A 23,736-nucleotide genomic window follows, 5' to 3' on the forward strand; every position below is an offset into this window, starting at 1 on the left:
CTGTTTTTTACATATTGTCTATACTAATCTTTTAATCGGTCTTTATGATGCGGAATTAAATATTGAATGCGCCTGTTTTTACGAAATATTAATCTAACTATGTTCGTCCAATTCGCAAAATAGTCTAGTTGCTTTTTGTGTTTCAAATCATCGGAAGGAGCGTTTCGCCTGTTCCAAAAGTTCAGCTAAAATGATGATTCCTTCCTCGATCAATTCCTCAGATAAGGATCCATAACCAAGTCGTATTCCACCAAAAATATTTTCTCTGCTGTAGTTTTCGGGATGCGGTATATGGACTGATCTTTCCTTTAATTTTTGGGATAAAAATGCCCAGTCGATCTGATGTTTAAATGATAGCCAAACCGCCAATCCTCCTTGTGGAGAAGTATAGCTCACATGATCCTGCAGATATTTGTCTACTTGGGCGATCATGAAATCACGTTTCTTTTTGTAAAGCAGCGTTGCTTTTCGGATATGTCTACGAATTGTTCCATCCTGAATGAGTTCCAGGACAGCTTGCTCCATAATATTGTCACCTTGTATATCGATGATGTAGCGAAGTTCGGTAACCTTCTGGAGTAACTGCTCGTTTCTTGTCGCCAGATAACCGATACGGAGTGCTGGTGCAACAACTTTGCTGAGTGTACCGATGTAAACAGTATTGATCAGTTCCTGCTGTGAAGCGAGTGGGTAATAGGGCGCTTGTTCAAAATGAAATTCGTAATCGTAATCGTCCTCAATGATCGTGAAGTTATGTTGGTTGGATAATGCTATTAATTGTGATCTCCGTTCTTTGCTTAAGGTCACAGTGGTTGGATATTGTCGATGTGGAGTAAGATACAGTGCCCTAATATTGCTTTTTTTCAATAAATGTGGGAGAAGTTCATCAACAATAAGACCATCGGTATCGACAGGGATCGGAATCAATCGCGCACCTGCTTTTTCAAAGATTTTCCAGGCTGAATGGTATCCAGGGGACTCCACAAAGATATAATCATCGTGCCGTAATAGGCATTGGGCGACCAGGTACATGGCCATTTGACTTCCACGACTGATGCATAGGTTATTTTTATCAATGTGCATGTTGCGCTCGATGTTGAGCATATTGGCGATTTCTTCCCGAAAATCAAGATGTCCTCGGGGATCGGCATAACCCATCATTTTCCAACGTGCGCTGCGCTTAAAAATCTGACGATAGGCCCGTCCGAGCTGTTCTACAGGCGCGATCTTGCTGTCTGGATTACCATCATCGAATATAATACGTGTGGGGGCTTGATGATCAGATAATTCGATCTTTTGTGCAACATATAGGTTAGAGCCATAAGGTAATTGAGCCGCTACAAATATACCTCTACGTGCCTGGCTAACCAGCCAGCCTTCGCTCAACAGCAACTGTATGGCATCGATTACCGTGTTTCGGTTTAATTTTAGTTGGGCTGCAAGAGATCTGCTACTGGGTAAGGCCGTTCCCTTCGCCAATCGACCTGATTGTATATCAGCAGCAATGTTATCCGCTATTTGGATGTAAATCGCTTTTGAAGAGGATCTGTCAATATCTATCGTTAAATTCCAAGGTCTAAGCATGAGGCTATTGTATCGGGTAATTGTTCAAATATACAATTGTTCTGCAGGATTAAAATACATCGGATAGATGATGCATGATCAGTGCTGCGCTATTCTATTTAAGATGAGTTGTTTTGTTTATTGTACGTGACGGCTGGACTAGGAATAAATAACCATCTTGGACTAGGAATGAAAGGAGATTTAAGTTGATTTTTGAGTTTTACTAATCGAAGTCATTCATGAAACCATTTCCCGTTTTTGAGAAAGTTGATATTGCGATCGAACGAGCCCTTGGTTGCTTTGTTTATGATAAACAGCAGCAGGCCTATTTAGATCTATATGGTGGTCATGCCGTTATTTCTGTTGGGCATAGCCATCCGCATGTTGTTGAAGAAACTATACAACAGATGAATAAGATCGGATTTTATTCAAATGCAGTTACAAACGATCTTCAGGATCGTTTGGCCGAGCGCTTGGGCAGTGCCTGTGGTTATCCTACATATGCTGTTTTTTACAGTAATTCGGGGGCCGAAGCAAATGAAAATGCACTGAAGTTAGCTTCGTTCCATACGGGAAGGAGGAAAGTATTGGCGATGTCAAATGCGTTTCATGGGAGAACTGCAGCTGCGGTTTCGGCAACGGATATCCGGTCGATTCGTGCACCATTAAATGACAGTGAACAATTTGTCTTTACACCCTTCAACGAGATCTCCAGTTTGAAAAAACAATTGGAAACCGAAGAATATTGTGCTGTCATCATTGAACCTATTCAAGGTGTCGGGGGGATTCATCGGGCAAGTCCTAGTTTCTTACAGGAAGTAAGAGCAATCTGCACGAAAACTGGGACTATGCTTATTTTGGATGAAATTCAGTGCGGGTATGGGCGCACGGGACGTTTCTTTGCACATCAGCATGCTGGGATAGAAGCCGATTTAATTACGGTGGCCAAAGGGATTGCAAATGGCCTCCCGATGGGGGCGACAATTATTTCGCCTAAAATAAAGCCGGTGATGGGGCAATTGGGCACTACTTTTGGCGGTAGTCATGTGGTTTGCGCGGCGGCACTGGCTGTACTTGATGTCATCCAAAAAGAGCAATTGATTGATAATGCCGCAGCTGTAGGTGAATTTCTGTTGACAGAATTAAGAAAAATTCATGGCGTGAGTGAAGTGAGGGGGCAAGGATTGATGATTGGCGTAGAGTTTGAAAACGATATTCAACACCTACGGGAAGAACTTTTGTTTTCTGAAAAGATTTTTACAGGATATGCAGGACGCTATACCCTCCGCCTATTACCGCCGCTCTGTTTCACCATAAATCACGCGGAGACATTTTTGAAGAGTCTACGGAAGCTTGTGCATAAAGAGAAACTAGCCGATGATGTTTCGGTATATTGATTGGCCCCGCTGTATTGATTTTTTGCGAAGTTTTAACGAAGGATTCTCCAGATGAGCTGTTGCGCTTTGATAAATGTTGTAAAAGAAGTAATTTCACATCTAGCGTATTTAATCAGTAATAGCTTATAATGGATTTCAAGACAACAAAAAAATATTTGCCTACAGCGGGTTTAGTGAGTATTAAGGAAGATAAATTATTATTGGCGTATAGCAACAATAGAAAGGCATGGTATCTGCCAGGTGGGAAGATTGATGCAGGGGAGGAAGCCCTGCAGTCCCTACGTCGCGAGATTTTGGAGGAGTTGAATATCAATCTGGATCCGGATAAAATCTCGTATTATTGCCATGTAACAGCTCCGGCGTACGGGCTTGTGCCAGAGGTTATCATGGAACAGGATTGTTTTCTGTACCCATTAACAGAGCAGATCGAACCCAGTAATGAGATTGGCGCCGTTCGTTATTTTTCACACCAAGAATATCAGGAAGAACCTATCCAGGTCATTGGCGTTTTGCATGTGTTTGACAAGTTGAAGGCTGACGGATTGATTTAAAAAATCCTGTCGCCGCTAGATGCCATAGCCTTCATTGAGGCAGCTGATGCCTTTTGTGTCTTTTAAAGGAATAATTTTTTGGCTTTTGGTATCCATTCGCCATGCCTTGACGATTTTGTCGAAATATTCTTTGCTTTCATCGACCCGGCTAATGGCTATAATTTCGCTGTCTGGTTTGCCACCTTGCTTGCAGTTGCATAAGCTGAGTTGCTCGTTGGACTTCAGTTTTTGAATATTGATGGTATCCAAAATCTTGTATTTGACTTTACCTTTGCTATCATCGGGTAACAATTCCTCTAAAATACAAACACCATTTTTGGCATTTGTAAAATAGCCGGCAGCAAAGCGAAAGTCTCCTTGGGTATTCTTGTTGGTTTCAATAAGCGCACCAGTTGTATAGGTATAAGATTTTAATTCAGCAATTTCATTGATCTCACGGAATACTTTCCCATATAAGGGGTTTTTCTGATCGTTAACGGTCTTGAAACTGGACCAACTGCAAATGGATAGCATTGCAATGGGTATAATTAGTATATATCTCATGGTTTTCAAAAATTAAAAACGTTGTTTAAGTTAACAAATCTTTCTGTTATATTAAACAACGTTTTTACTGCAGCACTATTGTGTTGACAGACTTTACTAGAACTTATTGCGAGTTTATTTAGCCTGTGATTCTTGCGTCTTTTGAGATTCTTTATATACTTTGTTGTCCTCGTCATCCATTTCCATGTCGAGATCTTCTTCTTTGTATTTTCCCATTTTTAAGTGAAAGTTATCTGGAGTGCCCGTAATTCGCATAGGTATCCCAAAGATTCCAAAAGGAGGTAAGCCCAGTCGAAAACCTAGGTTCATCCGTCCGTCTAAGGTCACTTGACCTTCAAAACGAGGCCTGAATCCCATCATTTTCATTTTAGTGCGTTCGATGGTCATCACATTATTTTTGATATGGGATTTAATAACAACTTTTTTCACTTCGCCATCTTTCAATTTTTCCTTGGAAGTAGATTGACTAATTCCATTAAGTAACTTGAAGCCTCTGAATTTAATTTGATTCAGTGTTAGGGATCCATCGCCGACGATGGAGGGCATTACTGGTTGCATATTGCCATTCAATAAACCACCCAATTTATAATCCAATGAAACCAGGCCATAAGCATTTTTGGCAGAGCTAACCATTTCTCTGAATAGCGGTATCTCTTTGTAAGCGCGTTGAATATCAAAGCTGTCAGCTTTTACAGCATAATCAAAACTTGCTCTACGTGGATTTATAGGACGATAGCTTCCTTTCATATCTACTTTCAGTCCCGCTAGTTCAAAGTTTGTCTTATGAAGAATCATCTTACCGTCTTTTACCTGTAGGTCACCTTTGAAGTCTTTGATATTCATTTTATTATATGCTATGGCATTGACAAGCCCCAAGACCTGAATGTCCAAATTTTTAGGTAGAAGAACTACACCACTTTCCGAAGAGCTTGCAGTCGTCGATGTGGCCGGAGAAGCAAAAACCATAAAATCATCCACATTGATTTTCTTGCTGCTGAGTGTAAATTGCCCCTTTAACGGTGCTTGACTACTTGTTGCATAATTAATAATGTTGTTGAGATATCCTTTGATGGAAATATCATTCTTCGCATAGGCTACCAAGAATTTATCGAAATTCATTTTCTCCTGATAAAAACTGAAGTTCCCACTTCTAATTGCAATAGGCTGTGGAAGCATGTCGGACTGAACCTGGATGTTTCCAATACTTAACTGACCACTATTTTGGAGTCGGTTATAATGACCATTGGTGGCATCGCTCTGTAAACCTTTTAAACTGAAATCCGTATAGATAAAACCATCGACATTGGTACCATCTAATGCAAAGAGTTTATAAATAGGGCCGAGATTGAGCTTACCCTTGGATTGTATGCTGTACTTAATATTATTGAAGTTCTTGAGGTCTGCATTCAAGAAAAATGGTTCGCCCGCAAATGTAAATGATACCGGTAGGATTTTGACATTCAGATCTCGAAGTGAGCCTTTTTTGCTATTGACAAAGGCTTCGACCTGAATATTTTCCATCGGGATAGGATAATCATTTGACTTGATCAAGCCATTCTTCATCACGATGGATGTATTGGTTTCGGGAAAAATGTTTCGTTTGAGATCCACATAACCTTTTGCCATGAGGTTGACATCCACTAATCCTGCCAATTCAACTTGTTTAATGGGATAGAAATTTTTGATATCTGCTAAATTAAATGAAGCTTTTAAATCCGAGTTGACCGCAATTTTATTAAAATCTGTTATTGAAATAAAACCCTTTATATAGTTGTTAAGCGCCTGAACAGAAATATCATGGATTGCTATTGATGCACTTTTTAATTGGCCATCGGGATCCTTTGCTTCCAGACGATAAGCAATTTTGTTCAACCCCTGTGGGAGGTTAGCCAATTTGAATTTACCATCTACGAGTGTATTTTTGATATCAAAAGTAGGAATGGATGCAATGTATTCCTGTTCGCGTTTTTGAAGTCCTACCTTACGAATAGCTTTGGCGTATGTTCCGTCGATTTTTGCGTAAAGATTCCATTTTCCACCAAATGAAAAGTCTGGGAATTGTAGGGATTCATTGAGTTTACCGAGATCAAGATCACTTTTTATGTTGGCATGCACGGTTACAGGGTGTAAACCCGCAATGTTGCCCTGTGCATTGAAATAGCCTGAAGCAACTTTAAAGTCAAATTGTTTCAGATCAATTTGTAGTGAGTCTGGATTCAGTGCCGGCAGGTCTATCCGTAATTTTGCATTCCAGTCTGTTAGCGGATTGGTGGATTGTTTATACGCGAGAAAGCCATTGTTGACCATGAGTCCAAGGGAAAGATTAGGCATTTTGTTGTTGTCGACAATATAGTCTCCTTCTAAATTGACAAAAACCTCCGATGTACCTTTCACGGAGAGGTCCTTGATCCAAGAAGCGTAGCTATTTGGGACTAATGAAAGTAATTCGGCCAAGGTGCTTTCCTGTGATTTTAATTTGAAATCCAGGTGATAACCATGGGAGATAAAAGACAACAACCCACGGAAACGAACCGGTAATTGATTTATTTTAATATCATTTCGTTCGAAGACGAAAGATAAATTATTGGTATTGATCCGTGTTAGCAAATTGGCATCGATCGACTTTTTGTCCACATACAATTCATTGTCAAAGGAAAATGAAAAGGATGCAATTTTTGCACGTGTGTTCAAGTCAAAGATATTTGACATCAGATCTCCCTTACCCTCATATTCCAGATCTTTTGCCTCTATCTGTAGCGGAATGGAGCGATCTTCATAATGAAGATTTGTTTTTTCAAGTTTAATCAGTTGGAAGGCTAAAGCACTGCTTTCGGAATTGTCTTGTGTTTTTGTAGCATCAGCGGAGCTAGATTTATAAATATTGTAATTGGCATTTCCCAAAGAATCAACCAGGATGTTGATCTTCCCGCTGTTAACGATAAACTTGTCGATTACAATTTTAGATTTGAGAAGACTCATAAGGTCCACGCCAAAACTGACTTTTTTTGCAGCGAGCAGCGTGTCGTTTTTGAAAGGTTCGGCCCCTTTTAGTAAGACATCATCCATCGATGCAGTAAGCAAAGGGAATTGATCAAAGAAGGTTAATCTTACTTTAAAATAATTTAATTCACCTGTAATGTGCTCGTTTACGAGCGATTTGACCTTGCTGTTTACTTCATTTTCGAATATATAAGGAATAGATAATATGCTGATAACGAGTAGTACGGCGATGCTTGTAAAAACGATAGCGATACGTTTCACAACTTTTATAAATGTTGCTTTTGACACTTTGGAATTTTTTGTGGTCACAAAAATCAGAAAATTATTATTAATCTCAGTTATGTGATGCATTTATTTTGAAAAGGGCTTGGATTATGTCGTTTTTCATTGACAAGAGGCCGCGTTAAAGCCTTTCTTGCGAAGTGTTTTGCATAGGCTTTTAAAAATTTCATGTATTTTTGCAGCGTGAAATTTCGATTTAAAAATGCCGAACAGAAGAATAGTATCATCCTGACTGCCTGTTTGTTTTTGTTGTTGTTGATTGGGGGGGGCTTGCTCGGTATTATCCATCATAAAGTAGACCTCCTTAAGAAGAGGATACTGATCGATTTTGCAGATGAGAATATGTTGCTTGTCAAAAAGCAATTGGAGTTGTTGCAGCAAGATCTATTCCTTTCGGAAAAAAAGATCTTAAATCAGCCCGCCTTTGATCTAAAAGAAAGTGCTGACTCGCTGTTGGTCGTTTTGCCGGTTGGACAAGCGGACTCTGTCAATCAGCGAATGCTTACCTTGTTACGCACACGGACAATAAATCACCGACTATATCACATTTATCTGGATGTAGTAAAATTGAATGCCTATTTCGCGGAACTCAATTTCGGAAGACGAGCTTATTTCGAGATTTACGACGACCGTGGATTATGTGTGTATTCTCCAGATAATCGAAAGTGGGGTAAGCGGGCCAGTACAGCAGTTGCAAAACAAGGACAGATTGTGAAATCTGATTTTCTTCAGCTGGACGTTATGGTCAATTCGTATCCCTGTAACATTCTTTTAGTGGGTGGTGAAATCAAGGTGTATGTCCTGTTGCTGAGTATTGAAGAGGAAATCCAAGAATTGCTAACGTATAGCATCTTGCTTGGTGTGGGCTTGATGTTGGTAGCTATGGTGTTAATCTACTTTAATATCGTGGAGCGTCGCAAGATTCAGCAGCTGATACTGCAATCCCTGAAGCAAGAGAATGAATATACGCGCATGCAGTTGGTTCAACTGCGGCAGCAGATCAATCCGCATTTTTTATTCAATACATTTGGGTCGCTTCAATACCTGATTGGAAAGGACAATGATCTTGCGAAGTCTTTTATTGGCAAGATGACAAAAGTCTACCGGAAGATGCTCCGCACAGATGAAGCCGAATGGTCATCATTGGGGGAGGAGCTGGAATTGGCCAAAGCCTATTTCTTTTTACAGCAGGTGCGGTTCGGAGCGGCCTTAAGTGATATGGAAATTCGGCTGCCAGCAACATGTTTGGATCGGAAAATTCCACGTTTGGGCCTGCAGATGCTGGTAGAAAATGCGATCAAGCATACCCGTATTTCGATCGAACATCCGCTGAAGATTCAGATCATCTATCTTGTTGAAGAAAACGTGCTGGAAATCCGCAATAACTGGCAGCCCAGACAGGGGGCAGAGCTGGAAGGTGAGGGGTACGGACTTAATTATTTAGCATCCATTTATCGTTATTATGCGATGTCGGGATTCCGGTACGGGATAGAATCGGACTTTTTTTCGGTATACTTACCACTCTCATCCAGTTGAAAATGAAGAATAAAAGATGGTCGGTTTACGTGTTCATGTTTTAGTAGCGCGTGTTCATACCTTTAAACTGCGTGTTCATCGCTTTGCATACTTTTCTGTATAATATTTTTAACAAATTTGGCTCCTAATCTAGAAATATTAGTTCGTGGTTAGCCTAATCCTATCCGATCAAATAGCATAAGTTTTAAGTATAAATGACTTGGAATTGACCTGCTTGGAATAGACAAAATTACTTTCTAATCGTTCTGTAGTAAGCTAAAATTAGCTTATGGATAACACGAGATAATAGTTTGATGATCCGTCATCACTTTTGAAAAACACATGGAGTGCAACGAGCTCAGATATCACCTTTGAAAACAAGGGCTCAAAATATTTATTTGATGAAAAACACTTACACTAAGTTAGCCATAGGTCTTTTATTTTCCGCTGGTCTAATGCAATCTTGTTCATTATTGCAAACAGTAGGCCTGCGAAAAAAAGAAACGGTTACTTCTGCTAAAGATTCTATTGCCAAGAAAGATACGACAGCTGCGTACGACAAATTGTTTAAAGATGCCCGGGTTGATACTGGTATGTTTACGGTAATTCGTAAGGAAAATAATTACTATTTTGAAATTCCATTGAAGAAAATGGGACAGGATATTCTGTTGATACAGAAGCTGTCTTCCGTTCCATTGGCTTTAAATGAGGCTGGGGTAAACAAAGGAATGAATTATGAAAATAAGGTCATCCGGTTTACACTCCGCAAGGAGAAGAAAGAAGTGTGGGTTTCGGAGATCAAACCTCAGGTGGAAGTCCCTAAAGGTGACGCAATAGCCGCTTCGGTATACGATAATTACCGCCCTTCTTATATTGAATCTTTTAAGATTGAAAGTTATTCAAAAGATTCAAGTGCTGTTGTAATCAAAGTCAATAAGGTATTTGATGGTTCAGAAAAGAGTTTTACGGATGTGTTTACTTCCTTGGGTTTGGGAACTTCACCTAAAACCAGTATATCTACAGTTGAAGATATCAAATCCTATGCGAATAATATCGTTGTGAAGTCTGTATTTTCTACCAAGGTGACGGAAGGTAATGAATCTGTACCGGTTTCTTTGGAAATTACAAGTAACCTTTACGAACTGCCTGAAACGCCTATGGTTGCCCGGTTTGCAGATCCAAGGGTTGGTTTCTTTACTTCGCCGCGTTGGTATTTTAACGATAAACAACAAGAACTGGATAAGAAAAATCTGGTCAATCGCTGGCGTTTGGAACCGCGTGACGAAGACAAAGCGCGCTATCTGAAAGGGGAGCTGGTCGAACCCAAAAAACCGATTGTCTTTTATTTGGACCCAGCGACCCCAAAACAATGGCGTCAGGCCATTATTGATGGCGTACATGATTGGCAGGTCGCCTTTGAAGCTGCTGGCTTCAAAAATGCAATTCTGGCCAAACAACAGCCGGATAGTGTCAAATTTGATCCAGACGACGCTAATGTTTCTTCTATTGTATACGCAGCATCTGCTCAAGCTAATGCCATGGGGCCATCTGTTGTTGATCCACGCTCAGGGGAGATATTAGAAGCTGACGTGATTTGGTGGCACAACGTCATGACTATTTTGAACAGTTGGATGCGCATACAGACCGGTATCGTAGATACATCAGTACGTGCTAATGTTTTCTCCGATGAGAAAATGGCACATGCTATTCGTTTTGTGTCGTCCCATGAAATTGGACACACGCTTGGATTGATGCACAATATGGGCTCTTCGGCAAGTTTCCCTGTTGATTCGTTGCGTAGCAAAAGCTTCACCGCTAAAATGGGAGGGACCGCTCCTTCCATCATGGATTACGCACGTTTCAATTATGTCGCACAGCCTGAGGATGGCGTAGAACAGATTACTCCCGTGATCGGTGCTTACGACAAGTATGCCATTGGCTGGGCCTACCGCTGGTATGGCAAAACACAGCCTTGGGATGAAATCCCTTTGCTGAGAAAGGAAATTGATAGCCATGTACATGATCCTATTTATCATTACGGTGAACAGCAGGACTCTAAAAATATCGTTGATCCGCGGGCTCAATCGGAAGATCTTGGTGATGACGCCATGAAGGCTGGCGAATATGGTATGCTGAATCTGCGTCGCATGATGCCTAATATTATCAATTGGACAACCAATGTCGGCGATGATTACTACCGTGCCGGTAAGTTGTATATGGGCGTGGTTGGACAATGGTATGCATATGCTGATCATGTTTTAAATAATATTGGTGGTATTTACCTCGAAAATGCTGTTTTGGGTGATCAAAAAGATGCCTATAGCCCAGTACCAAAAGACAAACAACTACGTGCTTTGGAGTACCTCAAGAAGAATGTCTTTTACATGCCCGAATGGTTGTTCGTTCCGGAGCTGATGGCAAAAACTTTTCCATTGAAAGATTCTCCGTTAGGACCATTTGAGTACGCTCCTTATAACTTACAACGTGAATTTCAATACGCTATGTTGTATAAACTGGTCAATGATGAACGTTTGCTGCGTATGGTTGAGATGGAAAATCTTTTCGGAAGTAAGAAAGCATGGAGCGCACCGGAGTTTTTAACTTCTGTACGTCAGACGGTTTTTGCTAAAACCATCAGCGGACAATCGTTGGATCTTAAAACACGGATGCTGCAACAAAACTATGTGGATGTGCTGATGGTCTCTACCAACAAATCGATGGAGAAACTAAATGCGAAGAAACTAGCAGGTATCGAGCAGCTGGTTGAAGCGACGCAACCTGATCTATGTTTACATCCACAACATGCATCCTCTTCAAAAGCTGGACTGCGGAATGTACATGTCACTGGTATGATCCGTACTTCGGATATGCTGACTTATAAACGCGCTGAATTATATGAGATTTACCAGTTGTTGAAAGAAAAGCAGCGGACTGGTGATGCGACGACAAAATCGCATTACATGGATCTTTTATTGCGTATTGCAAATACCTTAGAATTAAACTAATATATTAACATCTACCAAAATGAATAAGTTTTTAATACCGTTGACCTTCATGTGTGTGCACGTTGCGCATGCGCAGGAATCCAGAGAATTGAAAGGAAAGGTTCTGGATGCGGTCACTTTAAAACCTGTCGTGGGGGCGACAGTTGTCGTTGAAAGTTCGGCAGTAGCAGAAGATATCGGTGTACCTAATCAGGTGCAGCAGTCGGCATTGGGTTCATTGACCGATGCGGCTGGAGAATTTCGCTTAAAAGTGCCTAGTAATTTAAAATATGTAACGATTAGCTATGTCGGGTACCAGCGTATTCAGGTGCCGGTATTTCAGGATCATAAGACAATCTTGCTTCAGCCAAGTGGTGAATCTTTAGATGAAGTGATCGTAACAGGTTATACGGATATCAAAAAACGTAAGAATACGACGGCTTACAATAAAATCAATGTCGCTGATATCAAACAAACCGGAGTTTCATCGATCGACGAAATGTTGGCTGGTCAGGTCGCAGGCTTGCAGCTGAGTAATTTTAATGGTGGACCTAACAGCGCGCCACAGATCCGTATCCGGGGTACGGTATCACTCAATGGCACACAAGACCCCTTATGGGTCATCGATGGCTTACCGATTGAAGGAGCTGAATTGCCCAAACGAATTGACAAAGACAATTTGAATAGCTTGAGTAATCTTCCGATTGCGGGTATCAATCCTGACGATATCGCCGATATTACGGTATTAAAGGATGCAGCGGCGACTTCCATCTATGGCGCGAGGGCGGCAAATGGAGTCATTGTGATTACCACAAAAAGGGGGAAATCTGGACCTGCAAAACTGCAGGTATCAGCAAATACTTTTGTGACGCAACGTCCGGATTTCGGTAAACTCAACCTGATGGATGCCAATGAAAAAGTGGACTTTGAACTCTTGATGGCCGACCGCACCGATTTAAATTATCGTGCGGATAAGGGGGGCGTTATGCGGATATTAAACAAAGCAAATGCATTGGATGCTTACCGTTCGGGTGGTTTGGCAGCCTTATCACCTGAAGTACAGCAGTCAATCAATCAATTGCGCACACAACAGACGGATTGGGGAAAAGAACTTTATCGTCAAGCTTTGAATCAGCAGTATTCAGCTTCAATTTCTGGTGGTAATGACGGGCATCGTTATTATTTGTCCAGCGGTTTTTACGATGAGAAGGGAGCAACAAAAGGAGCAGATCTTCGTCGTTATTCTTTGACATTAAATAATGACTTCAATATTAACGACAGATTCAAAGCTGGAATCAATCTATTAGGATCCGTTTCAAATAGGCAGAACCCAATCCAGGATGACGATGCCTTTACTAATCCTAGTAATTATATGCGTTTGGTTAATCCATACTTGACTGTACGTGATCAATCTGGTAAATACAATTATGATCCGGATATTGAAGGCTATGAAAAAGATACCTATATTCCTTTCAATGCTATAGAAGAAAGGGAGAATACCAAATATACGTTAACGAATAAGGCACTGAAAGCGATTGGTTACCTGGAATATACTATTATTCCACAATTGTCATTACGCTCCGAATTTGGTTTGCAGTTTGATGAAAACAGCACAGAAAAATTTGCCGATCAGGAAAGTTATAATACGCGCAAGTTGCGGGCTTCGACGCGGTATTACGATTCTGCAACTAAAACGTATAAATATTTCTTGCCTACAGGAGGTAAGATCGAAAATATCAATAATAGTATCTTCCAATATAATTGGAAAACTTACCTAAAATATAACAAAACTTGGAACGACAGACATGAGCTGGAATTGATGGGAGGAACAGAGCTGCGCCGTAGTACGAATAAAGCCGTATCAACCAAAGGTTTTGGCTACAATCCAGCGACTTTAACTACACAAAGTATTGTTTTTCCAAATAGTAATGATCAAACAAACGCCAAATTCCTTCAGTATAGTAAGGGATATATCGAGAACTCATATGCCTCTTTTTATGGAAATGCGACCTATACGTTTGATCGTAAATACAACGTCAATGGTAGTATTCGTTATGACGGCTCAAATATGTTCGGTGTAGATCCGCAATATCGTTTCTTACCAATCTGGTCTTTGTCCGGATCCTGGAACGTACTTGAGGAGGACTTCATCAAAGGAAAAACGGCGTTATCGGATCTCCGTTTACGTGCTTCCTACGGTATCCAGGGCAATGTCGATCGGAATACCTATCCATTTATCGTTGGAAGGTATGGAAATTCGACTTTAATTCCGGGTTATAATGAAGGAACAGTTACGGTTGAGATACCTGCAAATGATAAATTACGTTGGGAGCGTACGCAATCTTATAATGCTGGAGTTGATCTAGGTCTATGGAAGAATAGATTGAATATTACGGTTGACTATTACAACAGAAAAAGTACCGACCTAATAGCTTATAGTGCATTGCCTTTAGAAAACGGTTTCCAGAATGTGCAGGTCAATTGGGCCTCAGCACGAAACCAAGGTGTAGAACTGACCATATCAAGCCGTCAGATTCAAACAGATAAATTCTCCTGGTCAACGGACTTTAATATCGCACATAATGACAATAAGTTATTGAAGGTTATGAATGATCCGAAGGCTTATGCACCAGAGGCACAGGAAGGGCGCCCAATCAGTGGTCTATATGTGCTGGAAACGGCTGGACTGGATAAAGATGGTGTGATGCAATTTAGAAATCAAGATGGATCGGTTTCAAGCTTTGAAGAGTTTTATGGTTTATACGATCCTTGGGCTGATTTCTTGCCGGGTTATATGTCGCAAACCGACATGACAGCTGCAGAATACCGTTCTAAATTTAAATACAAGGGTAGTAAAGATCCGAAGTTTATCGGTGGTATGACCAACCGTTTCCGTTATGCTAACTTTGACTTGGCGATTTCAGCTGTCTTCAATCTGGAGCGTTGGGTAAGCCGTACACCGACTTATAATCCAGCGAAGGTCGACCGCGGACAGAATTATACAACAGATCTTTTGAATGTCCTACAAAAGGGTGGTAATATGCCTGCTTTGGGAAGTATAAGTTCTGAATTAAATGACCGCTGGATGGCCTACGCGTGGTTGGAGAGTAATGATCCAATCAATTCATTCAGCCAGTATGATATTTGGGCTAAGAAAATGAGTTATGTCCGTATCAATAGCGTACGTTTGGGATATACACTACCTCCTGCACTAAGCAAAAAAATTGGTGCAAGCAATTTACGCGTGAATGTAGAAGGACGTAATCTATTTGTTTTCGGAGCAAATTATGAAGGGTATTTTGATCCGGAGACTTATGGAAACTATTATGCGCAGCCGATCAGCAAATCGTTTGCCTTTGGTCTTTCCGCAAGTTTTTAATTTTTAATTGATTTATAACATGAAGAATATAATTTATTTTGGAATGATCATGACAGCGAGTGCATTGTCTTCCTGCAATAAATATTTAGATATACAACCGGTAGGAACGGTCATTCCTGCCTCGGAAAGTGATTTTAGAGGGTTAATGACAAGTAGTTATACTGGTTTTCCTGCGCATAAGTCTTATTTGTCCTTGCGTACAGATGAACTATTGTTGGATGAAAGTTCGACAGATGCGGCTAGAACCAAAGATATCTATCTTTGGAACGATCAAAACCCCGATCCTGCAACAATTGCTTATCCTTATTTGGCATTCTATAAAAGTATTTTTTATACGAATCAGATCATCAGTACGATCGATGACAAGTTGGCTAGTAATGGTACAGTAGACCAGATCAAGGGTGAAGCTTATCTCATGCGGTCTTATGCTCATTTTGAGTTGTTAAATCTTTACAGTGAGGTCTATTCGGCGAGCAATGCAGGGCTTCGGGGCGTTCCTTTATCAACAAAGATTGACCTGGAACAACGTTTTGTTCCCGCGACCATTGGAGAGTCTTATACGCAGATCCTGACTGACATGGAAAAAGGGACAGCGTTACTGACTGTGGATGATCAGGCAAAAGGTGTTAACTATCGCTTTAGCAAACGCGCTGCTTTTGCAATGGCCTCACGCGTTCATTTATACCGCGGTGAGTGGCAGGAAGCAATTGATGCCGCTAAAAAAGCTTTGGTTATAAATGACAAATTGGTTGATCTCAATGTTGCTGGAAGCCTACTTCCGAATGATTTTGAATCCACAGAGATGATTATGGCTTTGGAAAAAGTATCTGTTCCTGGAGTACGTACAAGTTCCTTTATTTCACCGGCCTTATTAGACAGTTATTTAGCAGGTGATTTGAGAAAAGGTCGTTACTTCCAAAAAAGTGGGGGCGATTATGTATCCCTCAAAGGTGGAGACAACCGTTTTAACGTGAGTTTTAGAAATGCTGATCTTTATTTGACGATGGCCGAATGTTATGTTCGTCTGGGAAATACAGCAGAAGCATTAAAATACCTGTCTGCTTTAAAGAAAAACAGATTTACCGCAGATGCATACGCCAAAGAAACGAAGGCCGACGCAGGTTTGTCAAAGGAGCAATTGCTAGATGCGGTTCTGCTGGAACGCAAGCGTGAACTGGCGCTAGAGGGATTACGCTGGTATGATCTAAAACGGACGACAAGACCGGCGATCACACACAGTAGTTTCGGTAGGACGGTAACCCTGCAGCAGAACGATCCACGTTATGTGATTCGTTATCCACAGGAGGCAATCAATAATAATCCCGATCTGTTAAAATAATCGATTTTTTTTTATCCTATATATATTAATCCATTTTCTTTTTTTAGGAAATGGATTTTTTATTACATTCAACCCATGGGATGGAAAATACTGATTGTCGAAGACGAAGACTGGGCTTTTGTAGGCTTAAAGGAAATGTTGACTGCGCTCTATGGAGAAAGCGAATTGACCTTTACCAATGCAAAAGAGGTTCAGGAAGCGGTGACGACGATCAATAGAAATCAATTCGATCTGATTTTTATGGATATCCACCTGATGGATGGGCTGAGCTTTGAAATTTTTAAACAGGTATCGATCGATGTGCCACTGATTTTTACGACTGCTTACGAACAATATGCATTGGAGGCCTTCCAAAATAAGGGTTATGCCTATCTGTTAAAGCCTTTCGATAGCGACGAGTTGGCGGAGATCATGAAACGTATCGAACCGCTACTACCCAACGTAGAACCTCGGCTCAAACAGCGCTTCCTAGTGAAATACGGTAATTTTTTAAAGTCGCTGGCCATTGCTGATATTGCCTATTTTATGGCAGAAGACAAAGAGCTGTATGCCGTAGAAAAAGGATCGGGAATTGCATATATTATTGAAGATACCATCACACATCTCGTTTCACAGGTGGATCCCACAGTTTTCTTTCAGATCAATAGGAAATTCCTTGTTCGGATAGATGCCATCCAGTCCATGTTAAAGATTAGTCGAAATCGAATCAAGTTAGAGCTAATGCCTTCAACCCCAGAAGGAATTGTCGTCATTGTTAGTGAGGAACGGTCCCCGAAGTTTCAAAAATGGCTTGATCAATAATGGTGAGTTAGCTAACGAAAAAATATTTTTCTAGACATAATTATAAATTAAATTGCTGAATATTAGTGTTTTTTGTTTTTAGTTCTTAAAATCTAGTAATTCAATGGATTTTGTTATATATTTGCACTCGAATAAAATCTATTAAACAAGTAGTTTTTATTCGAGTGCAAGAAGCCGCCGTGTTTTTTGTTTTTAATCACACTTAACTTATTTAGTAAAGCATTCTTACGATGTACGCAAAACTTAAATACATTCCTATTGCTGCTATAGCATTATCGGGGGTCAATATGAACAGGCTCTATGCTCAGCAGCGGGCTATACAAGGAAAAGTTGTCGATGCCAATACCGGTCACCTACTTCCTGGAGTAAATGTTCGCATTTCGGGGCAAAATCAAGGAACCTTAACGAATTCAAAAGGAGAGTTTACAATCAATGTCACAGGTGACGTATTACCTGTATTGGAATTTTCTTTTGTTGGTTATGAATCTCAACAGCTAAAAGCAACAAGCACAAACTTAACATTGTCCTTGAAACCCTCCAGTACAGATCTGGAAGAGGTGGTGGTCGTGGCTTACGGTACTGCCAAACGTACAAACATAACGGGATCGGTCAGTACAGTAAGCAGTAAAGCGATCGAAAATAGACAAGTGTCAAATATTACCAAAGCATTAGAGGGACAGGTACCGGGCTTACAGTCCGTGGCGTCCTCGGGACAGCCAGGTACTGAAGCAGCCATCCGTATTAGGGGTATCGGCTCCATTAATGCCTCCAGTGCACCTTTGATCGTGTTGGATGGTAGTCCCTATGCAGGAGATATTAACTCCATCAATCCGAATGACATTCAGTCCATCTCTGTTTTAAAAGATGCAGCATCAAGTGCACTTTATGGTTCCAGAGGGGCAAATGGGGTGATTATCATTACCACAAAGTCGGGTGTGACTTCCGACAACACCAAGATTAATCTCAATTTTACACAGGGCTATTCAACACGTGCAGTTCGTGACTATGATCAGGTGTCGACCGATGAATATTTTCAACTCTATTGGGAAGCTTTAAGAAATAAAAACCTATCAAATGGCCTTACGGCAGAGCAAGCGGCGTCCAATGCAAGTAAGACCGTATTGACAGATTTAAATATTAATCCTTACGGCAGTCAATACCCACAGCCGGTCGGCGTAGATGGTAAATTGGTTGCTGGAGCAAAAGCGCTTTGGAATGATCCATGGACCGACGTATTGCAACGTACTGGGGTGCGTACACAGGCAGACCTCGGATTTAGCGGTGGTAGTGCAAAGAGTACCTACTACATTTCAGGAGGTTATCTCAATGATCAAGGAATTGCAATTGAATCGGGCTTTAAACGCTATAATCTGCGTGCAAATATTGACAGTAAGGTCAAGTCTTGGTTAAATGTAGGCCTGAATATAGGTGGTAGCAGTACACAACAAAAATATCCGCAGTCTGAAGACAGTAATACGGCTAATATTATAAATTTTACGAGACTGGTCCCGTCTTTTTATCCGTACTATGAGCGGAATGCGGATGGCTCATATGTCCTTGATGGAGCCGGAAACAAGATTTACGATTTTGGAGAATATCGTCCAAGTGGTGCGACTCCACGTAATAATCTGGCAGCATCTCTTCCTTTGGATCGAAATGATATCCGCCGTGAAAATCTATCTGCACGAACCTATCTGGAAGTGTTGTTTTCTAAAAACTTAAAGTTCAAGTCGACTTATAGTCTTGATTATCTCAATGGAAATACGCACGACTACACTAATCCATTGTTGGGCGATGGTGTGAACACCGGGGGGTATGTGTATCGTTCAAACGTACGTACGGTCGCACAGACCTGGAATAATTTGCTGACCTATGAAAAGCAGTTTGGTTTGCATTCCCTCAATGTATTGGCCGGACAGGAATACTATGATTTTAACAGCAGTAATATAAATGGTAGCAGACAACAGTTTGTACTTCCTTATTTTGACGAACCTGCTGCTGCATCTCAACTTAATAATTTTACAGGATCCAGTGTTGATTATAGGTTACTGAGCTTTTTGGGAAGAGCGGAGTATAACTATGATAACAAATACTATTTTTCAACTTCCTTACGGACAGATGGATCATCTCGGTTTTCGCCGGATAAACGTTGGGGTACATTCTGGTCTGTGGGCGGCTCATGGAAACTGAAGCAGGAGGATTTTCTGAAGGATAATACAACGGTTAATCAGTTAACCGTCAGAGCGAGTTATGGTGGACAAGGAAACGATAATCTGGGAACCTATTATGCTTATAAAGGACTTTATACCATTGCAAATAGTTTGGGTAAAGGCGGGACGTATACTGGCAGGCTGGCTACGCCGGATCTAAAATGGGAGTCGAACCTTAATTTGAATGTGGGGGTTGACGTATCTGCTTTTGAGAACCAGGTGTCGTTAAGCGTGGAGTACTTTAACCGTCGAAGTAAAGATTTGCTATTTACAATGCCGATGGCTTATTCAACAGGATATACAGGCTATGATGCAAATATAGGAGCGCTGAAAAATACAGGTGTCGACGTGGATATTCGTACTGTCCCGGTTCGAAATGAAAATTTTAAATGGAATTTAGACGTCAATCTTTCGCATTACAAAAACAAGATTACAGCTTTGCCAAAAGACAATAAACCGATCATCACGGGTAATAAACTCCTGCGTGTAGGTGGAAGTATCTATGATTTTTATCTGCCGGAATGGGCTGGAGTAAATCCAGATAACGGTCTGCCGCAATGGTATACTGCTGATAAGGACGGTAATAAAACAGGTGAAAAAACTTCGGAATACAGTAAGGCCGGTAATTTTATTGCCGGAACTTCATTGCCAGATCTTGTCGGCGGGATTCAAAACAGTTTCACCTACAAAAATTTTGATTTGTCTGCTTTATTGAGTTTTAGTTTGGGTGGACAGATATTAGATAACGATTATATTCAGCTTATGCATAGCGGTAATAATCCAGGACGCGCTTGGTCAAAGGAGATCCTCGAGCGCTGGACGCCTGAGCATACGCAGACCGATGTGCCTAAATTGACAACTGATAACTTGAATTGGACTTCTTCGTCCACACGCTTTCTTTACAGTGGCACTTATGCACGCCTTAAAAATGTAAGTTTAGGTTATCGATTACCTTCGGATTTATTGAAGCGGATAGGTGTAGAAAAACTTCGCGTCTTTGCAACAGCCGAAAATCTATTGACATTTTATGGTCATCAAGGAATGGATCCAGAACAGACGGTGAATGGGGCGACCTATTTTCGCTATCCGGCAATGCGAACAATCTCTGGTGGTATTCAGCTTGTTTTTTAATGCCTTATTGTTAATCTGAGAATTTAAATGAAAATCATGAAACTAAAAATTGTATATATCATATTGGCGCTCTCCCTAGTGAATGCATCATGTAAGGATGCGCTTGAGCTGGATCCGACGACCGCAGTGCCTGAAGGTGAAGTTTTTAAAAACACCGACAATGTTGCTACGGTGATCAACGGTACCTGGAAGTATTTAAATGATACCTATTTTACCTATGCTAATCCGGGATATACAGCGGTGATGCGTACTAGTGATGCGATGGGAAGTGATGTGGCGGTGACCACCAAATATGGCTATCGTGATGCTTATGCCTTTACCGAATTGACAAATAATCGATCAAATCGTGTCAATTCTTTTTGGATTATGTTGTATAAGGTGATCGATAACATGAACAATGTCATTGCAAAGGTAGATGGGGCCGAAGGCTCTACTGAAACTAAAAATGTGTTAAAGGGAAGAGCTAAAGCATTACGTGCATTTTCCTACTTAAATCTGGCCACATTTTATCAGTTTAGTTACCTCAAGGACAAAAATGCGAAATCTGTTCCGATTTATACCGAACCCAGTACACTATCGACTGAAGGAAAATCAAGGTCAACACAGGCAGAAGTGTATGAACTTATCTTGAAAGATCTCAAAGACAGTGAAAGCTTGTTGGCTTCTGCTGGTCGAGCGGATAAATACGAAATCAATGCAGAGGTTGTTTATGGTTTGCTCGCTCGGACTTATCTGCAGGTTGGCGAATGGAAACTGGCCACAGCGTATGCTGAAAAAGCAGCTCAGAAGTATAATTTAATGACTCCGTCAGATTATCAAGCGGGTTTTAATGATCTTGGAAATAGCGAGTGGATTTGGGGGCATCAGCAAACTAACGAGCAAAATGTGGCAAGTTATACATTTCATTATTTGGATGTTTCGTCAGCTGGATCTTATTACTATAGTTTTATGGCCGATCCTTATTTTAAAGATTTATTCGATACCAGTGATGTGCGTTATGCTTTATTTGAATGGGATAATTTACCTGGCCGGGAAGGTTTCCTACGGTATAAGAAGTTTAAGTTTAAGTCTAATTTAATTGGAGATATTGTATACATGCGTGCTTCGGAAATGGTTTTGATTGCGGCCGAAGGTTATGCAAGAGCTGGTGAAAGCGATAAAGCGGTAGCAGCCTTGAATAAGCTGCGTGCAGCGAGGAATGCAAAGCTGTTTTCAGGAAATGATACGGATCAATTAATTGCAGCGATCCTGATTGAAAGACGAAAAGAGCTTTGGGGGGAAGGATTTGCCCTGTCGGATATTCTTCGGACACAAGGAAAGGTTGCACGAAAATCTTATGTTGATGCAGACGGCAAGCCTATTCAAGTCCAAATTGTGGGTGCAGATGGCAAACCGAAGCTAGTGAACGGGCAGGGGCACCGGGTTATTAAGTTTCCTAATGGATCTAATTTTGTGGAAAATAGCCCTTATTATTTGTTTGCTATCCCATACGAAGAGACTGTGCGGAACCCGAATCTGTAAAGTTAGTTGTTGGTTTATTATTGAAGAAATCCGGTGTACCCTGTGCATCGGATTTTCTTTTTTCCCGCTCGCCCTTCTTCTTAGGCTGTATATTGTGGTTCCTTATGTTGAAGAATGCTTCCTTTTTTTAGTGTCGCCCTGTTGGCCCTGCTGCGCGTTGGGCTCTTCTCGATTTAAAGGTTGTCATCTTTTTTCTCTTGTATGTTGTTTTTTCAGCTGGCTTATCGTGTTCCTGTAAATTTGGACAAGAGATTGCGTCGGTAAATAGGGTGAGGGTTAGTTTTCCACATTATGTTAATAACGCTGTTGAAAACCTGTTTAAAAGAAAAATACAGTTATTAACACTACTTATTAACATTATGTTGATAACCTTTCTTTTTCTTCTTTTTGCTTTTGTTCATCCAGATGATGTATCCTGTGATGGGCAAGGAAGCACAAAAGAGACTGGCAAGGCAAGCGATAATTTTTGTTGTGAGTCCACCGATGGCACCGGTATGAATATCATAGTTAAGTGCACCGAGCTTATCCCCATACTGCAATTCGTTGCTGGATTTGACTGCTGTAAGACTGTTTTCTTCTTTATTATAATAAAGCCAGTCAAATACACCACTTCGTTTTTCATGATGTCTCACCTGTATATCCATTGCTGTTTCGGTCTCTTTTTTTAGTCGGATCGACATCATTTCAGCATCCGGATAATTTGTCAAGGCATACCGCAGCGCATTGTCCTGAAATTTCTTTTCCACAGCGGGCAAGGGTATAGGGGAGCTACGTGTGGAAGAAGCTGTTGGCGACTGCAATAAATTGAATGTTGCGCTATAGGTCTTTTTAAAATCCGGAAAAGCAAAAGCGAGTCCCGTAATGGCAAAAATCAATCCGATAATTAAGCTGTAAAATCCGATGACATTGTGGAGGTCGTGGTTCAGTCGCTTCCATTTGACTTTGGTATCTAACCAAAAACTGCGCTTGAGATTCTTGCCCTTCCATTTTTTTGGCCACCAAAGAACAATACCACTAAGTAAGATAAGGACAAAAATGGCCGTTGACCAGGCAACGATAGGGTGACCATATTGCTTGCCCAAGAGGAGGTTTAGGTGAAGCTGAAGCACTAACTGAAAGAATTCTGTTTTTGAATTTTCTACTTGCTGTACCTGACCAGTATATGGATTGATGAAAACGCGTTTGTAATAGCGGTAATAATTCCAATGGCCAAATGCTTTTTCGTCCGTTTTTATGGCACGAAATACCCAGGTACGATTCTTCGAAGGATAGAGATCAACCCGCGTAATTTTTTGATTTTTTTTGAGGCTTTTCTGTGCGCTGTCAAGAAGTGTGCTTAATGGTAGTGGAGTTTTTGAGTGGATGGTTGTATCGGAGATAAAATATTTTTCAGGATAAGCCCAGAGCTTGAGCTCATCCTGAAAGGTGTATATGCTGCCCGTCAGGCTTAGGATGAATACCACAACTCCGGTGATGATTCCGAGCCATTTATGCAACCAAAGAATGACGGTCTTAAACAT

At 40.9% G+C, this 23,736-nt stretch carries 13 protein-coding genes; 9 read left to right on the top strand and 4 right to left on the bottom strand.

The annotated features are described in order from the left end of the window. Positions 1–147 precede the first annotated feature (147 nt). Positions 148–1,584 (bottom strand): MocR-like pyridoxine biosynthesis transcription factor PdxR, encoded by a 1,437-nt coding sequence (gene pdxR / locus BGP15_RS05260; protein ID WP_286768891.1) that lies wholly within the window; start codon positions 1,582–1,584, stop codon positions 148–150. Between the two features lie 218 nt (positions 1,585–1,802). Here pdxR and BGP15_RS05265 point away from each other — a divergent pair, with 218 nt between their 5' ends. Continuing rightward, positions 1,803–2,960, top strand: a complete 1,158-nt coding sequence (locus BGP15_RS05265; protein WP_286768892.1) for an aspartate aminotransferase family protein — start codon at positions 1,803–1,805, stop codon at positions 2,958–2,960. 128 nt (positions 2,961–3,088) lie between these two features. Further along, the gene (locus BGP15_RS05270) at positions 3,089–3,511 is read left to right on the top strand and encodes an NUDIX hydrolase (protein WP_286768893.1); all 423 of its coding nucleotides are present in this window, start codon (positions 3,089–3,091) and stop codon (positions 3,509–3,511) included. A gap of 15 nt (positions 3,512–3,526) precedes the next feature. On the opposite strand, the gene BGP15_RS05275 is transcribed toward BGP15_RS05270, so the two are convergent. Further along, positions 3,527–4,054 (bottom strand): hypothetical protein, encoded by a 528-nt coding sequence (locus tag BGP15_RS05275; RefSeq protein WP_286768894.1) that lies wholly within the window; start codon positions 4,052–4,054, stop codon positions 3,527–3,529. Positions 4,055–4,168: 114 nt separating this feature from the next. Continuing rightward, complete coding sequence (locus tag BGP15_RS05280; RefSeq protein WP_286768895.1) at positions 4,169–7,342, bottom strand: AsmA-like C-terminal region-containing protein; 3,174 nt, start codon at positions 7,340–7,342, stop codon at positions 4,169–4,171. 162 nt (positions 7,343–7,504) lie between these two features. Here BGP15_RS05280 and BGP15_RS05285 point away from each other — a divergent pair, with 162 nt between their 5' ends. The 7 genes from BGP15_RS05285 (at position 7,505) to BGP15_RS05315 (ending at position 22,216) form a co-directional block, all read left to right on the top strand. Beyond that, positions 7,505–8,872 (top strand): sensor histidine kinase, encoded by a 1,368-nt coding sequence (locus BGP15_RS05285; protein ID WP_286768896.1) that lies wholly within the window; start codon positions 7,505–7,507, stop codon positions 8,870–8,872. Between the two features lie 380 nt (positions 8,873–9,252). After that, positions 9,253–11,856, top strand: a complete 2,604-nt coding sequence (locus BGP15_RS05290) for a zinc-dependent metalloprotease (RefSeq protein ID WP_286768897.1) — start codon at positions 9,253–9,255, stop codon at positions 11,854–11,856. A gap of 19 nt (positions 11,857–11,875) precedes the next feature. Then, positions 11,876–15,214, top strand: coding sequence for a SusC/RagA family TonB-linked outer membrane protein (locus tag BGP15_RS05295; RefSeq protein ID WP_286768898.1), 3,339 nt, complete (start codon positions 11,876–11,878; stop codon positions 15,212–15,214). 19 nt (positions 15,215–15,233) lie between these two features. After that, the gene (locus tag BGP15_RS05300) at positions 15,234–16,553 is read left to right on the top strand and encodes a RagB/SusD family nutrient uptake outer membrane protein (RefSeq protein ID WP_286768899.1); all 1,320 of its coding nucleotides are present in this window, start codon (positions 15,234–15,236) and stop codon (positions 16,551–16,553) included. A gap of 75 nt (positions 16,554–16,628) precedes the next feature. Then, positions 16,629–17,354, top strand: a complete 726-nt coding sequence (locus tag BGP15_RS05305; RefSeq protein WP_286768900.1) for a LytR/AlgR family response regulator transcription factor — start codon at positions 16,629–16,631, stop codon at positions 17,352–17,354. Positions 17,355–17,584: 230 nt separating this feature from the next. Then, entirely contained in the window at positions 17,585–20,695 is a 3,111-nt protein-coding gene (locus BGP15_RS05310) for a SusC/RagA family TonB-linked outer membrane protein (RefSeq protein WP_286768901.1), read from the top strand. A 36-nt stretch (positions 20,696–20,731) separates the two neighbouring features. Next, positions 20,732–22,216, top strand: a complete 1,485-nt coding sequence (locus BGP15_RS05315) for a RagB/SusD family nutrient uptake outer membrane protein (RefSeq protein WP_286768902.1) — start codon at positions 20,732–20,734, stop codon at positions 22,214–22,216. A gap of 344 nt (positions 22,217–22,560) precedes the next feature. Here the strand turns inward: BGP15_RS05315 and BGP15_RS05320 are convergent, their stop codons facing one another. After that, positions 22,561–23,736, bottom strand: a complete 1,176-nt coding sequence (locus BGP15_RS05320) for a PepSY-associated TM helix domain-containing protein (protein WP_286768903.1) — start codon at positions 23,734–23,736, stop codon at positions 22,561–22,563.

The sequence above is a fragment of the Sphingobacterium sp. 40-24 genome, assembly GCF_001899705.1.
In the GTDB taxonomy this organism is placed as follows: Bacteria; Bacteroidota; Bacteroidia; order Sphingobacteriales; family Sphingobacteriaceae; genus Sphingobacterium; species Sphingobacterium multivorum.